Consider the following 13,457-nt stretch of genomic DNA (forward strand, 5'->3'; position numbering starts at 1 on the left):
GGTTGAGATGGCCCCATGGTCCGGGGAGGGGTTTTCCTTTTTGTCATCGCGCTCACTGCGCCGTCGCTGGCGGTCGCGGAGACGATGAGCTTTGGCGATTCTGCAGCGCAACTGGCCAAGGCCTGCGGCGCCGACATCACCGCCAACTGCCGCGGCGTCAATCTCGACTCCAACCGCCTCAAGGAATGCCTGTCGCGCAACCGCGACGTGATATCGCCGCAGTGCAAGGAGAGCTACTTCTCCACCCTCGATGCGATCCAGAAGCGGATCGCGGCGCGCGTCACCGTTGCGAATGCCTGCACCCGCGAGATCGTCAAGGTTTGCGGCGGCTCGACCAAGGAGACCAGCAAGTCGGTGCCCTGCCTCGTCAGCGCCAAGGGCCTCAGCCGCAACTGCACCCAGGCGATCAATGACGCGGGGTATCAATGATGCGGCTGTCGAGGCGAGGCTTGCGCGATCCTGGCCTTTTGGCCCTGCTGGGCACGCTGGCTTTGCTGGTGATGCCGATTTCACTGGGGCGTGCACAGACCGCCATCACGCGCGACGACGTCATCGCCAAGCTCAATCATTACGAGACAGATGCCGAGATCGATGTCCCCGCGCTGCGCCAGCAGGTGGCCGAACGATCGAAGTCGCGATCGAAGAACGAGCCACCGCCCTCGAAGCGGCCGCCGATCGCTCCAGATCTGACCAAGCTGCCGACGTTCAACGTCGACATCGCGTTCGACGTCGACACGCCGATCGTGCTGCCGGAATCGTATCAGACGGTCGGGCGGATTGCCGATGCGCTGACGCACTCCTCGCTGCTGCCCTACACCTTCCTGATCGTCGGCCACATCGAATCGACCGGACGACGCGAGAACAATGTGCTGCTGAGCCAGCGGCGCGCCGACGCGATCCGCGACATCCTGGTCAACACCTTCAAGATCACCGCGAAGCGCCTGCAATCGGTCGGGCTTGGCGAAGAGCAGTTGCTCGACCCGACCAAACCCAACGCGCCGGTCAACAACCAGGTGCAGATCATGCTGGTCGCGAAGGTCGCCGACAGCGCGCCGCCCGCGCACCCGGCCCCGGCGGCCGCCGCCAAGAAGCCGGCGAAATCAGCCAAGAAGCACTAGCGCGGCCTTTCCGCCATACCGCAGAATGAATTTTCTGCCCCGGCGGGTGATTGCAGAACGGATCATACGTCCCTATCTGCGCTTGACCCGCATCCCGCCCGGGCCCCAATCCGCGCGCACCCCCTCCCTCACGCTCACCGACTCTTCATGTCGCCGATCATCTCCGTTTCCAATCTTTCGAAAACCTATGGCTCCGGCTTCAAGGCGCTGAAGGGCATCAATCTCGATATCGTCAAGGGCGAGATCTTCGCGCTGCTCGGGCCGAACGGCGCCGGCAAGACCACGCTGATCAGCATCATCTGCGGCATCGCCAATCCGAGCGAGGGCCGCATCACGATCGGCGGGCACGACATCATCGCCGACTATCGCGCGGCGCGGTCGATGATCGGGCTGGTTCCGCAGGAGCTGCACACCGACGCGTTCGAGTCGGTGTGGGCGACCGTCAGCTTCAGCCGCGGCCTGTTCGGCAAGCCGAAGAACCCCGCCCATATCGAGAAGGTGCTGCGCGACCTGTCGCTGTGGGACAAGAAGGACGACAAGATCATCACGCTGTCCGGCGGCATGAAGCGCCGCGTGATGATCGCCAAGGCGCTGTCGCACGAGCCGCAGATCCTGTTCCTCGACGAGCCGACCGCCGGGGTCGACGTCGAATTGCGCAAGGGCATGTGGGAAGTTGTCCGCACGCTGCAGGCGGCCGGCGTCACCATCATCCTGACCACGCACTACATCGAGGAAGCCGAGGAGATGGCCGACCGCATCGGCGTCATCAACAAGGGCGAGATCATCCTGATCGAGGACAAGGCGACCTTGATGCAGAAGCTCGGCAGGAAGGAGCTGACGCTGCAATTGCAGAACAAGCTCGAGGCCATTCCCGATGTTCTGTCTGCCTACAATCTCGAACTGTCCGACGACGGCCGCACCGTGACCTATGACTACGATACCAAGGGCGATCGCACCGGCATCACCAGCCTGCTCAACGATCTCCGCAATGCCGGCATCCGCATCTCCGATCTCGATACCAAACAAAGCTCCCTCGAAGACATCTTCGTCAGCCTCGTGAGGGCGCCATGAACTACCGCGCAATCCGGGCCATCTATCTGTTCGAAATGGCGCGCACCTGGCGCACGCTGCTGCAGAGCATCGTCTCGCCGGTGGTGTCGACCTCGCTGTATTTCGTGGTGTTCGGCGCCGCGATCGGCTCGCGCATCACCGAGGTCGAGGGCGTCAGCTACGGCACCTTCATCGTGCCGGGGCTCGTGATGCTGTCGGTGCTGACTCAGAGCATCTCCAACGCCTCGTTCGGCATCTACTTCCCGAAATTCGTCGGCACGATCTACGAGATCCTGTCGGCGCCGATCTCCTATTTCGAGATCGTCATCGGCTATGTCGGCGCCGCCGCCACCAAGTCGATCATCCTCGGCCTGATCATCCTGGCGACCGCCGGACTTTTCGTCCCCTTGCATATCCAGCATCCGGTGTGGATGCTGACGTTCCTGATGCTGACGGCGGTCACCTTTAGCCTGTTCGGCTTCATCATCGGCATCTGGGCCGACGGCTTCGAGAAGCTGCAGATGATCCCGATGCTGGTGGTGACGCCGCTGACCTTCCTCGGCGGCAGCTTCTATTCGGTGAACATGCTGCCGTCGGGCTGGCGCACCATCACGCTGCTCAATCCCGTGGTCTATCTGATCTCCGGCTTCCGCTGGAGCTTCTACGAGATCGCCGATGTCAGCGTGCCGCTGAGTCTCGGCATGACCGTGGGCTTCCTGGTCGCCTGCATGGCCATCGTGGGGTGGATCTTCAGGACCGGCTACCGGCTGAAGAACTGAATAAGCTTCAGTAGCCCGGATGGAGCGAAGCGCAATCCGGGACCTTATTGCCAAGCCTGCAGAACCCGGATTTCGCGGAGCCTGTCATCGGGCCCGCGTTCGCGCGACCCGTTGGCTCCATCCGGGCTACAGGTTCTTCAACGATCAGTAGCAGTGGAAATAGCCGTGGCGGTAATAGCCGCGGCAGCGGTGGCCACGGCGGTAACCGCGATCCGGGATGCCGAACACGCCCTTTACCGCGCCCATGGCGCCACCGACACCGGCGCCGACGGCACCGCCGACCACGCCGCCCACCGGACCGGCGACCCGGTTGCCCTCATAGGCGCCCTCATGGGCGCCGCGGACGATGCCTTGGGCATGGCCGGCATGCGGGGCTGCGACCAGCGTCAAAGCGAGGGCTGCGGCCGCAAGCAGGAGCCGCGCGGAGAGGCCGGCTGGGACGACGGCCGCGGTCTTCACCTTGGTGTTGTTCATCTGGATTCCTTGATGCGCGGCGCGAACGCGCCGCCGGGCGGGGACTGTTAAACGCCCATGCGCTCAAATGGTTGCGTGTCGGAGACCAGTCGCGGCCGTCGTCGCGGCCCGCTCGCGAAAAAGTCAGCCCGCCGTGACAGGCAGGCCCGGCTTCGGCCTTGTTTGCGCCGCGCGCGGGATTAACCATGGCGCTTGATCACGGCCTTGGCCCGCCACTGGAACCAAGTTCGGATTCCGTGCATATTGATTGCCGGGGACGGAGAGCCGCGGCTTCGCGAGCAGGCCTGGAGGCCAAAGGTAAAATGCGTTCGTTCCTCATTGCGCTCACGTCCGTGATGCTCTTCACCGCCGGCGCCGCACAGGCTAAGGTCGATATCACCATCGACAAGGACAACCAGCAGATGACCGTCGCGGTCGACGGCGTCGCGCGCTATCACTGGCCGGTCTCGACCGGCATCCCGTCGCGCGAAACGCCGAACGGCAGCTTCCGCGCCTTCCGCATGGAAGAGGATCACTACTCCAAGGAATTCGACGACGCGCCGATGCCGCACTCGATCTTCTTCACCAAGATCGGGCACGCGATTCACGGCACCGACTCGGTGAGCCGCCTCGGCACGCCGGCCTCGCATGGCTGCGTGCGGCTGTCGCGCGACAACGCAACCACGCTTTACTCGCTGGTCCAGAAGGAAGGCGTGCTCAACACCACCGTGACGCTGACCGGCTCGTCGCAGGTCGCGCTGGCGCGCAATCCGCGTGGACGCAACGGCACCGCCGTCGCCCGCCGCGCACCGCAGCAATATGACGAGCAGTACGGCACCGCCGCCGCCGGCGATCCGGTCGTGCTGACGCCGCAGCCGCGCGACTATCCGGCGCAGGCCCGCACCGACGACGGCTACATCTATCCGGCCGACGGCAGTTCGACCGATCGCCGCTATCCGGCACCGCCGTCAAGCCGCCGCGTCTACGACGCGCAGGCCTATGGCCAGCAGCCGCAATATTACGGCAATCAGGGCTACGCGCCGGCGCCGCAGGGCTACTACCAGCCGCGCCCCGCCTATCAGCCGCGCAGCTTTTACGGCAACACCTATCAGGACTAGAGCGTTTTCGAGCGAAGTGGGCGCCGGTTCGCGTCAAGAAAACGCGTCAAAAGAAATCTGCCGCGCGCTCCTCGTCCGCTGACGGCGCCGCAGGCAGGGCGCCGTCAGTTCACGCTCCCCTCACCCGCTTGTGACCGTCGCAAAGGCCGCTCGTCATCGTGCGCCGTGGCCCGTCGTCGCGTCGTCATCTGATTGTAAGACTAGCCCGATATTCGGCGGCACAAGCGCCCGCCTGGCCCCCGGAGGCCGATTCACGCGGCATGCCCGATGAAATCAGGGCGAGAAGCGCGGGTCACGTAGGTTAGATCAGGGGTCGACATGAAACGGGGCATCGTTGTCCTTTGCCTGTGCATCGTGGCGATGGCCGCTTATTTCACGACGGACAGATGGGCCATCCGTCACACGACGCTGACGTTCCACGACGTTCTGCGCGACGACCGCAACGTCACGGTCGAGGTCGCGGTGCGCCGCGACCGGCAAATGCAGGCGATGGCCGAGATGATCGAGCTGCCGGTCGCGATCCTGAGCCACGGCAACACCGTCAAGAACACCGAGTACTCGTTCCTCACCAATTTGTTCGCGTCGCGCGGTTACCTCGTGATCAGCATTCAGCATGATCTCGACACCGACGCGCCGATGGTCACCAAGGTCGGCGAGGAATATGTCGGCCGCCGCATGCAGTACAATCGCGGCGTCTTCAACATCATGTATGCGATCGACGAGCTCAAGAAGGTCTATCCGAACGCAAACTATCGCCGGCTGACATTGATCGGCCATTCCAACGGCGGCGACATCTCGATGTTCTTCGCCAAGCAGCATCCCGACCTGGTCAAGAAGGTCGTCACGCTGGACAATCTGCGCGTCCCCTTCATCACCGACGGCAGGATCAAGATCCTCTCGTTCCGCTCCAGGGATCCGGTGTTCAAGGCCGATCCGGGCGTGGTGCCCGACGACGAGACCTGCGCGAGACTCGGCATCAAGGTGGTCAGAACCGAATTCCAGCACAACGATCTCAGCGACCGCGGCCCGGACAGCGCGAAGTCGTCGATCCAGGCCGGCGTGGAGCAATTCCTCGACGAGGATGCCGGCGGGAACACGCCGACGATGCCGCTGCTCGCCGCCTCGACGCCCGCCTCCGCGGGTACAGCGCCGCCAGAGAACAAATAGCCGCGTCGCGCTGAAGGCGAGCTCGCGCTCTCCGGTGCTGCCGGACAGCTCTCCGTTCCGATTGAATCGGAACGGAGCTCTAGCTTCTTGCTTTGACCCTAAGCGCGCGCGTGGCGATAGCCGGCGGCAACGAGCCAGATTGCGGAAAGCAGGAAATAGAACGCGCCGAAGCCCGCATAGGGAGCGACGTCGAGAATGGTCGGCGCAACGGTGCCGATGGATTGGCTGATCATGTAGCCGCCGGCGAGTGCCGACTGCGCGCCGCTCAGGATCATCGCCCATTGCGCGCCATAATGACGCCAGCGCCTGACGCCGGTGTACAATTGCAGCACGCCCGCGAGGATCGCCCAAACCCCGAACACGGCCAGGACGGCATTGCTGCTGTGGCTGAGCGCCACGATGACGCCGAGCGTCGTGGTCGCGCTGACCGCGACATTCAGGGCCTGGGATGGGTTGGCCTTCAAGCCGCCATTGACCCGGGCATCAGCCAGATTGGCGATGCCGTCCCACGCCGGGTAGATCACGAACAGAAGCGCGGCAGGGCCGGCTTGTCGGCTGAACAGAACGGCGGCGGCGACCCAGGCGATCGAGAAGATGGCGCGCCCGAGATAATAGGATCGCAGCCAGGTGGATTGGGTCGAAAGGTGGCTTTGCATTGACAGGCTCCTTGTTTGGCTTCCTACTAGTAGGTAGATGAAAATTCCGAGTCAATCTGGCGCTCGAACGCCCTGTGAGGAGAGGAAAGCCTTGATTTGTCTTGTTAATTTACCTACTGGAAGGTAGGCATGACGTGAACGTGATGATTTCGACTTCTGAAAAAATTCTCGACGTCGCGCAGCCGCTCATCGTCGCGGGGGGCTATAACGGCTTCAGCTATGCCGACATCTCCGATGCCATCGGCATCCGGAAGGCGAGCATCCACCATCACTTCCCGACCAAGGCCGAGCTGGTCTCGGCGCTGGTGGATCGCTACCGGCAGCAGACCGAGCGGGGCCTGAAGTCGCTTCAGGAGCAATTCGCGAGCCCGACCGACCAACTGCAGGCTTACGTGAACTTCTGGCAGGCGTGCATCGGCGATGCCTCGCTGCCGTTCTGCGTCTGCGCGATGCTTGCCGGCGAGATGCCGATGTTGCCGGACGAGGTCGCATCTCGCGTCCGCGCCCATTTCCATCATCTTGCGGGATGGCTCAGCTCGGTGCTGCAGGCCGGCGCGGAACAGCATCTGTTCCGGCTGGACCAGCGGCCGCACGAGGAGGCCCAGATGCTGATGGCATCGGTTCATGGGGCGATGCTCTCGGCGAGGGCTTTCGCCGATCCCGGAGTGTTTGCCGCAATCGTCAAGCCCCAGCTCGCCAGACTGCTGGTAGCGGAGCGCTAGAGAGTTATCGGGCGACAGATCGCTTTACTGCTCGCCGTCGCGCAGTCGGCGGTACACCGCTCCCAGCACGTTCGAATAGTCGTCGGTCCAGACCCGCTGCTTCTCGTCGGCTTCGGTCTCGGTCCAGACATCCGATGATGCGAGCTTGCCAACGTCTTCCTCCTCGCGCGCGGAGACCACGACCGAGGTCGAGAAGATGTACTCGTTGTCGCGGCCGGAATCCTCGCTGTAGACCCAGCTCTTCATGTCGTTGGCGTCTGCGATGCCGACCACGACGCTGGCAAGCTCGAGATGGCGATTGGAGACGTGCATCACGACCGCGCCCTGCGGCGCCAGCTTCTCCTTGTAGATCGCCATCGCCTCCTCGGTCGCGAGATGGATCGGGATCGCGTCCGACGAATAGGCGTCGACGATGATCAGATCGTAGGCGCCGTCCGGCTCCTTGGCGAAGGTCAGCCGCGCGTCGCCGATGACGGGCTTGAGGTTCGGCTCGCAGTTCTGGATGTAGGTGAAGTATTTCGGATCGCGCGCGGTATCGACCATCGACTGGTCGATCTCGAAGAAGCGCCAGTCCTCGCCGGGGGCCGACGCGCAGGTCAGCGTCCCCGAACCGAGCCCGATCACCGCCACTTTCAGCGGCGCGCCCTTGCGCTCGCGGATTGCAGTGATCGCCCGCCCGATGCCGCCGTCCTTGTGATAGTAGCTGATCGGTTCGGGCTTTCCGGCGACCGGCGTGCCGTCATCGTTCTTGAACTTCTCGGCGCCATGGATCGTGGTGCCGTGCATCAGCACGTGATACTGCCCGTTCGGCGTCACCACGATCTTGTGCACGCCGAAGAAGCTGCGCACGGTTTCGACGCGGCCGTCGTCGGATGGATAGGCACGCAGCACCACCAGCGCGACCACGACGGTGGCGAAGATCTTCCAGCGATTGGCGTTCAGCGCGAGCGCCAGCAGCGCCGAGAGCACGCCGACCGCGCCGATCACCCAGACCCGGTGCACGTCGAACCAGTTGAAGATGTCGCCGGCCGAATAGCTCGGCGCGATCAGCGCCACCGCCAGCACCGCGAGGAACGGCCAGTACCAGGCGCTCCAGCGCGGCAGCCGCTCCGCGCCGCCGGGCGGACGGCATAGCGCCGCGAGCGCCAGCAGGATCGGATATTCGGCGACCCACGAGAAAGTAAAAGGCGCAACGAGCCCCGCGAACAGGCCGCCGACCATGCCGCCGAACGACAGCGCGACGTAGAAGCCGGTGAGATATTTTGCCGCCGGGCGGGTGCGCGCAAGCTCGCCATGACAGGCCATCGCGATGATGAAGAAGCAGAGCTGATGGCCGCCGAGCGTGAGCAGCAGGTTCTGCTCGCCGCCGACCGCAAGCAGGATCACGACGCCGGCAATCGCCAGCGGCTGCGCCCGCAGCATCCATTTGTGCGGCAATAGCGGCCGCGACTGGAACACCAGCACCCAGGTCAAGAGATACAGCGACAACGGCAGCACCCACAGCAAGGGCGCGGCGGCGACGTCGGTCGAGATATGCGCCGTCACCGCGATCAGGAGGCCGGACGGCACCGCGGCGAGGAAGATCCAGCGCGCCCGCAGCGGCCAGGACGGCGCCGGCGCATTGGCGTCATCGACCTGCATGTCGATTGCGGCGGCATTGGCCGGCGACCGCAACAGCAGCACGCCGCAACTCGCGATCAGAATGATCAGCAGACCATAACCGCCGGTCCAGATCAGGTTCTGGGTGCGCAACGTGAACATCGGCTCGAGCAGCACCGGATAGGACAATAGCGCGAGGAAGCTGCCGATATTCGAGGATGCGTAGAGAAAATACGGATCGGGACCATTGGGATGTCCGGTGCGCACGAACCAGGCCTGCAGCAGCGGATTGTTGGCGGCGAGCGCGAAGAACGGCAGGCCGATCGAAACCGCGAACAGGCCGAGCAGCCACACCGCATAACCGGACGTCGGCGGCTCGCCCCAGCCGCTCCTGATCGCCAGCGGCAAGGTCAGCAGCGCGACGACGAGCAGCGCCAGATGCACCACGACCGGCGCAATACGGCCGTTCAGCTTCATCAAGAGATGCGCATAGGCGTAGCCGCCGAGCAGCAGCGACTGGAAGAACACCATCGCCACCGACCACACCGCCGGCGAGCCGCCGAGCCGCGGCAGTACCATCTTGGTGAACAGCGGCTGCACCGAGAACAGCAACAGGGCACTGACGAAGATCGCGGCGGTGTAGACAACCAGCACCAGCCGGTTGCGCGAGGCGGTCGGCTCAGACGTCATGAAAGCTCCGGCATGGACCCGGCGGGCGCCGGAGGCGGACAGTCCGGTGGCACCCCACCGGAGGATTTCAGTTGAGCATACGGCACTATCACGGACAAGAAACGGCGGTCACGCGGACTTGACGACGCGGCGCTGCGGCGCCACAGCACATGCTCTAATCACTGCTTCTTGAAGCGGACATGAACGAAACAGACGTCGTTATCATCGGTGCGGGGCACAACGGCCTCACCTGCGCGGCCTATCTTGCGATGGCCGGGCTGCGCGTGAAGGTCGTGGAACGCCGCAACGTGGTCGGCGGTGCCGCGGTCACCGAAGAATTTTTTCCGGGCTTCCGCAATTCGGTCGCCGCCTACACGGTGAGCCTGCTCAATCCGCAGATCATGTCCGACCTGAAACTTGCCGATCACGGTCTCAGGATCGTCGAGCGGCGCGCACAGAACTTCCTCCCCGCGCCCGACGGCAACTATCTTTTGACCGGCGAAGGCCGAACCCGGGAGTCGGTCGAAAAGCTCAACCGCAAGGACGCCGCCACAATCGACGCGTTCTCAGGGGAACTCGAAGCCATCGCCGACGTGCTGCGGCAATTCGTGCTGCGCGCACCGCCGAACCTTGTCGAGGGCTTTGGCATCGGCGCGATCAGCGAGGCCTTCAACGCACTCGGCACCGCCAACATCCTGCGCCGGCTGTCGCTGGAACAGCAGCGCAATCTGCTCGACCTGTTCACGCGATCGGCCGGCGAGATGCTCGACGAGCGCTTCGAGAACGACCTCGTCAAGGCGCTGTTCGGCTTCGATGCCATCGTCGGCAATTATGCCAGCCCCTACGCGGCGGGCTCGGCCTATGTGATGCTGCATCATGCGTTCGGCGAGGTGAACGGCAAGAAGGGCGTCTGGGGCCACGCGATCGGTGGCATGGGCGCGATCACCCAGGCGATGGCGCGTGCCGCGCGCAGCCATGGCGTCGAGATCGAAACCGACGCGCCCGTCCGCGAGGTGATCGTCGAGAAGGAGCGCGCCGTCGGCGTCATCCTCGACAACGGCAAGACCGCGCGCGCCAAATACGTCGTCTCGAACGTCAATCCGAAGCTGCTGTACACACGCCTGGTGCCGGAAGGCGCATTGGCGCCCGAGTTTCGCGCGCGCATCTCCCGATGGCAGAACAGGTCCGGCACGTTCAGGATGAATGTGGCGCTAAATGCACTGCCCTCGTTCACCGCGCTGCCCGGCCCGGGCGATCACCTCACGGCGGGGATCATCATCGCTCCGAGCCTCGGCTACATGGATCGCGCCTGGCACGATGCGCGCGAATTCGGCTGGAGCCGCGCGCCGGTCGTCGAGGTGCTGATCCCCTCGACGCTCGACGACAGCCTGAGCCCGCCGGGCCAGCATGTCGCGAGCCTGTTCTGCCAGCACGTCGCGCCGCAACTGCCCGACGGCAGATCGTGGGACGACCATCGCGAAGAGGTCGCCGATCTGATGATCGCAACCGTCGACCACTACGCCCCCGGCTTCGCAGGCAGCGTGATCGGCCGCCAGATCCTGTCGCCGCTCGACCTCGAGCGGCAATTCGGCCTGCTCGGCGGCGACATCTTTCACGGCGCGCTGACACTGAACCAATTGTTCTCGGCGCGGCCGATGCTCGGCCATGCCGACTATCGCGGACCGCTGAAGGGTCTCTACCATTGCGGTTCCGGCGCCCATCCCGGCGGCGGCGTCACCGGCGCCCCCGGCCACAATGCCGCGCGGGCCATCCTGGCCGACCATCGCGCGCTGTTCTCGTAGACGACGCACCGCGCGCCGCGGGACAAGCTGTGGACAGGCGTGTTGAGAAGCTGTGGGTCTGCGGTGGACAGCGGCCTTGTCTCAAGACGGGATAACCGGTGGACGCCACTGTGGACCGGCTGTGCGACAGACGCTGACAATCCCGGGAGAACGCTGTTGACGTCTTGTCGACAAGCTCCGCGTGGCTCTGTGGACAAGCTGTCAAAAGAAAACACCGGGCGAAATGTCGCCCGGTGCTTCCCTGAGAACGCCGTTCGAGAGATTACTTCAGCGAGCCGCTGATCGAGTTGAAGGTCCCGCTCAGTGCCGTGCCGACGCCATTCACCGCAGCGATGATGGCGATGGCGATGCCGGTCGCGATCAGTCCGTATTCGATGGCGGTCGCGCCGGATTCATTCCGCAAAAACTTAACGATAAAAGCCTTCATTTGCAGCCCTGCCCTTGGTTGTGATGCCTTGGAACGAAGGGTGTTCCCAGTTCCGCCACCGTAATAGTACTGCAACATCTAAGGTTGTCTGAACCGGGAACCTCTCAATTCTCGCGATATTCGATTGAATCCGGCTTGAAATTTTAACAAAAACCGCGCTACCGGCCTCCGATGACCCCGTCCACACACCGCGCCAGCGTCACCCTTCCAGATGAATCGACCGCAAAGCGCGTAGTAGACGCGCTTTCGGAGGTGTTTTTCGAGGATCAGGCGGCGTTTGCGGCCTTCGAGCGGCCGGATGGCCGCTGGGACGTCACCGTCCATTTTGCCGAGCCCCCGGACCAAAATTTACTGCGCGAGCTGGTTGGCCAAGTGATGCGGCAGGATGTCGCACCTACTTTAGTCTTTGATACCGTGGAGGCCAAGGATTGGGTCAAGGCCAGCCTGGAGGACCTTGTCCCGGTCGCGGCCGGCCGCTTTATCGTCCACGGCCAGCATGACCGGCACCGGATACCCCCCAACAAGCTCGGGATCGAGATCGAGGCGGCGCTGGCCTTCGGCACCGGACATCACGGCACCACGCGCGGCTGCCTGCTGCTGCTCGACCACGTGCTGAAGGCGTACCAGCCCCGCCGCGTGCTGGATCTCGGCACCGGGACCGGCGTGCTGGCGATCGCCGCCGCCAAGGCGCTGCACGACAAGGTGCTGGCCAGCGACATCGACCCGCCGTCGGTCAGGGTCGCCGAGGAGAATGCCCGGCTGAACGGCGCAGGCGATCTAGTAGACGTGATCCGCGCCACCGGCTTTGCGGCGCCGCGCTTTGCCGAAGACGGTCCGTTCGACCTGGTGCTCGCCAACATCCTCGCCAATCCGCTGCGGCAGCTGGCCGGCCCGATGGCGCGCCACCTTGCCTCGTCGGCGCAGGTCATTCTCTCGGGCCTGCTGACGCACCAGGCGCCGGCGGTCATCGCAGCCTACCGTGCCCGCGGGCTGGTGCCGCTGCGGCATCTGAAGATCGAGGGCTGGAGCAGCCTGCTGCTGCGTTTCGTGAAGTGACCGCGACCGGCAGACAGTGCGGCGACTGCACGCTCTGCTGCAAGGTGATGGCGATCGAGGAACTGGCAAAGCCCGCCAATACGTGGTGCCCGCATTGCAAGCCGGGGCGCGGCTGCCGGACCTATCCGGGCCGGCCGGTGGAATGCCGCTCGTTCAGCTGCGTCTGGCTGGCGAACGAGCTAATCGAGGAGCACTGGAAGCCTTCCAGGTCGAAGCTCGTCCTGACCACGTCGGAAGATGGTCTTGAGGTCAGATGCGATCCGGGCTTCCCCGACGCCTGGCGCAAAGAGCCGTTTCGCAGCGAGCTCAGGGAATGGGCGATCTCCGGCGAGACGCTCGACATGACCGTCGTCGTGATCGCCGGCCAACGCATGACGCTGGTGACGCCCGAGCGCGAATTCGATCTCGGCATCGTCGGCCCCGATGAGCGGATCGTGCGCGAGCTCGAGAACGGCAAGCTCGTCAATGTGACCGTGGCGAAGGCGTCCGATCTGGAACGGTAGCCGCGATCCGCGGGTTGTTTATTCGGGCGCTGGCGAATCGCTACGGATGGTCTCGACCTTGTCCTGACCGGCCGCGCGCTTGGCGCGCGCCTCGACAAGGCGGTCCAGCATCTGGACGATGACGCCGCGCTGCTTCTGTTCGACCGGCGCGATCGGGCCGCGGCGGACCGGCGGCGAGATCTTCTCAAACGTGAATGCAGGCATCGTGCATCTCCTCACCGTTGAGTTGAGACACTCCTGGACACTCCCCGTACGCTTGGCCGTGACGTGCAGTGGACATCGTCCGGCCAATTCCACTATGCCATATTCAAGCATAAGTTATGCCAAAAATATGGTCA

At 64.2% G+C, this 13,457-nt stretch carries 15 protein-coding genes; 10 read left to right on the top strand and 5 right to left on the bottom strand.

The window, feature by feature from the left end; all coding sequences use genetic code 11:
* Positions 1-15 precede the first annotated feature (15 nt).
* From QA639_RS31170 to QA639_RS31185, 4 genes are all read left to right on the top strand, one after another.
* Positions 16-429, top strand: a complete 414-nt coding sequence (locus QA639_RS31170; RefSeq protein WP_028332518.1) for a hypothetical protein — start codon at positions 16-18, stop codon at positions 427-429.
* Entirely contained in the window at positions 426-1,118 is a 693-nt protein-coding gene (locus tag QA639_RS31175) for an OmpA family protein (RefSeq protein WP_028332519.1), read from the top strand. Before QA639_RS31170 ends, QA639_RS31175 begins: the two co-directional genes overlap by 4 nt.
* Before the next feature lie 147 nt (positions 1,119-1,265).
* Positions 1,266-2,189, top strand: coding sequence for an ABC transporter ATP-binding protein (locus QA639_RS31180; protein WP_028332520.1), 924 nt, complete (start codon positions 1,266-1,268; stop codon positions 2,187-2,189).
* The gene (locus tag QA639_RS31185) at positions 2,186-2,947 is read left to right on the top strand and encodes an ABC transporter permease (protein ID WP_028332521.1); all 762 of its coding nucleotides are present in this window, start codon (positions 2,186-2,188) and stop codon (positions 2,945-2,947) included. Before QA639_RS31180 ends, QA639_RS31185 begins: the two co-directional genes overlap by 4 nt.
* 144 nt (positions 2,948-3,091) lie before the next feature.
* On the opposite strand, the gene QA639_RS31190 is transcribed toward QA639_RS31185, so the two are convergent.
* Positions 3,092-3,421 carry a hypothetical protein gene (locus tag QA639_RS31190; protein WP_028332522.1) on the bottom strand — a complete coding sequence of 110 codons (330 nt, stop codon included), beginning with the start codon at positions 3,419-3,421 and terminating at the stop codon, positions 3,092-3,094.
* Positions 3,422-3,723: 302 nt separating this feature from the next.
* Here QA639_RS31190 and QA639_RS31195 point away from each other — a divergent pair, with 302 nt between their 5' ends.
* Both QA639_RS31195 and QA639_RS31200 read left to right on the top strand, forming a co-directional pair.
* Entirely contained in the window at positions 3,724-4,518 is a 795-nt protein-coding gene (locus QA639_RS31195; protein ID WP_283087970.1) for a L,D-transpeptidase, read from the top strand.
* A 318-nt stretch (positions 4,519-4,836) separates the two neighbouring features.
* The gene (locus QA639_RS31200; protein ID WP_283087971.1) at positions 4,837-5,685 is read left to right on the top strand and encodes an alpha/beta hydrolase; all 849 of its coding nucleotides are present in this window, start codon (positions 4,837-4,839) and stop codon (positions 5,683-5,685) included.
* Positions 5,686-5,783: 98 nt separating this feature from the next.
* Here QA639_RS31200 and QA639_RS31205 read toward each other — a convergent pair whose 3' ends face one another.
* A complete protein-coding gene (locus QA639_RS31205; RefSeq protein WP_028332525.1) occupies positions 5,784-6,341 on the bottom strand; it encodes a DUF308 domain-containing protein in 558 nt (185 codons plus the stop codon).
* A 134-nt stretch (positions 6,342-6,475) separates the two neighbouring features.
* Here QA639_RS31205 and QA639_RS31210 point away from each other — a divergent pair, with 134 nt between their 5' ends.
* The gene (locus tag QA639_RS31210; RefSeq protein ID WP_028332526.1) at positions 6,476-7,063 is read left to right on the top strand and encodes a TetR/AcrR family transcriptional regulator; all 588 of its coding nucleotides are present in this window, start codon (positions 6,476-6,478) and stop codon (positions 7,061-7,063) included.
* A 24-nt stretch (positions 7,064-7,087) separates the two neighbouring features.
* Here the strand turns inward: QA639_RS31210 and QA639_RS31215 are convergent, their stop codons facing one another.
* Positions 7,088-9,352, bottom strand: a complete 2,265-nt coding sequence (locus QA639_RS31215; RefSeq protein WP_157346149.1) for a spermidine synthase — start codon at positions 9,350-9,352, stop codon at positions 7,088-7,090.
* 179 nt (positions 9,353-9,531) lie between these two features.
* On the opposite strand from QA639_RS31215, the gene QA639_RS31220 reads away from it, so the two are divergent.
* The gene (locus tag QA639_RS31220) at positions 9,532-11,133 is read left to right on the top strand and encodes a phytoene desaturase family protein (protein ID WP_157346151.1); all 1,602 of its coding nucleotides are present in this window, start codon (positions 9,532-9,534) and stop codon (positions 11,131-11,133) included.
* Between the two features lie 262 nt (positions 11,134-11,395).
* Here QA639_RS31220 and QA639_RS31225 read toward each other — a convergent pair whose 3' ends face one another.
* Positions 11,396-11,560: a Flp family type IVb pilin gene (locus QA639_RS31225; RefSeq protein ID WP_016841571.1), complete on the bottom strand. Its 165-nt coding sequence runs from the start codon at positions 11,558-11,560 to the stop codon at positions 11,396-11,398.
* Positions 11,561-11,731: 171 nt separating this feature from the next.
* On the opposite strand from QA639_RS31225, the gene QA639_RS31230 reads away from it, so the two are divergent.
* Positions 11,732-12,616 carry a 50S ribosomal protein L11 methyltransferase gene (locus QA639_RS31230; protein WP_157346153.1) on the top strand — a complete coding sequence of 295 codons (885 nt, stop codon included), beginning with the start codon at positions 11,732-11,734 and terminating at the stop codon, positions 12,614-12,616.
* Positions 12,613-13,119 (top strand): hypothetical protein, encoded by a 507-nt coding sequence (locus tag QA639_RS31235; protein WP_283087972.1) that lies wholly within the window; start codon positions 12,613-12,615, stop codon positions 13,117-13,119. Before QA639_RS31230 ends, QA639_RS31235 begins: the two co-directional genes overlap by 4 nt.
* A gap of 18 nt (positions 13,120-13,137) precedes the next feature.
* Here QA639_RS31235 and QA639_RS31240 read toward each other — a convergent pair whose 3' ends face one another.
* Positions 13,138-13,323: a hypothetical protein gene (locus QA639_RS31240; protein ID WP_028342170.1), complete on the bottom strand. Its 186-nt coding sequence runs from the start codon at positions 13,321-13,323 to the stop codon at positions 13,138-13,140.
* Positions 13,324-13,457 lie beyond the last annotated feature (134 nt).

The organism is Bradyrhizobium pachyrhizi (genome assembly GCF_029714545.1).
GTDB classification, from domain to species: domain Bacteria; phylum Pseudomonadota; class Alphaproteobacteria; order Rhizobiales; family Xanthobacteraceae; genus Bradyrhizobium; species Bradyrhizobium pachyrhizi.

Bases quoted from the DNA above. Each gene is read 5' to 3' on its own strand.
- QA639_RS31195 (WP_283087970.1), top strand. From the start codon at position 3,724: ATGCGTTCGTTCCTCATTGCGCTCACGTCCGTGATGCTCTTCACCGCC.
- QA639_RS31170 (WP_028332518.1), top strand. From the start codon at position 16: ATGGTCCGGGGAGGGGTTTTCCTTTTTGTCATCGCGCTCACTGCGCCG.
- QA639_RS31185 (WP_028332521.1), top strand. From the start codon at position 2,186: ATGAACTACCGCGCAATCCGGGCCATCTATCTGTTCGAAATGGCGCGC.
- QA639_RS31205 (WP_028332525.1), bottom strand. From the start codon at position 6,341: ATGCAAAGCCACCTTTCGACCCAATCCACCTGGCTGCGATCCTATTAT.
- QA639_RS31180 (WP_028332520.1), top strand. From the start codon at position 1,266: ATGTCGCCGATCATCTCCGTTTCCAATCTTTCGAAAACCTATGGCTCC.
- QA639_RS31200 (WP_283087971.1), top strand. From the start codon at position 4,837: ATGAAACGGGGCATCGTTGTCCTTTGCCTGTGCATCGTGGCGATGGCC.
- QA639_RS31190 (WP_028332522.1), bottom strand. From the start codon at position 3,421: ATGAACAACACCAAGGTGAAGACCGCGGCCGTCGTCCCAGCCGGCCTC.
- QA639_RS31240 (WP_028342170.1), bottom strand. From the start codon at position 13,323: ATGCCTGCATTCACGTTTGAGAAGATCTCGCCGCCGGTCCGCCGCGGC.
- QA639_RS31175 (WP_028332519.1), top strand. From the start codon at position 426: ATGATGCGGCTGTCGAGGCGAGGCTTGCGCGATCCTGGCCTTTTGGCC.
- QA639_RS31225 (WP_016841571.1), bottom strand. From the start codon at position 11,560: ATGAAGGCTTTTATCGTTAAGTTTTTGCGGAATGAATCCGGCGCGACC.
- QA639_RS31215 (WP_157346149.1), bottom strand. From the start codon at position 9,352: ATGACGTCTGAGCCGACCGCCTCGCGCAACCGGCTGGTGCTGGTTGTC.
- QA639_RS31230 (WP_157346153.1), top strand. From the start codon at position 11,732: ATGACCCCGTCCACACACCGCGCCAGCGTCACCCTTCCAGATGAATCG.
- QA639_RS31220 (WP_157346151.1), top strand. From the start codon at position 9,532: ATGAACGAAACAGACGTCGTTATCATCGGTGCGGGGCACAACGGCCTC.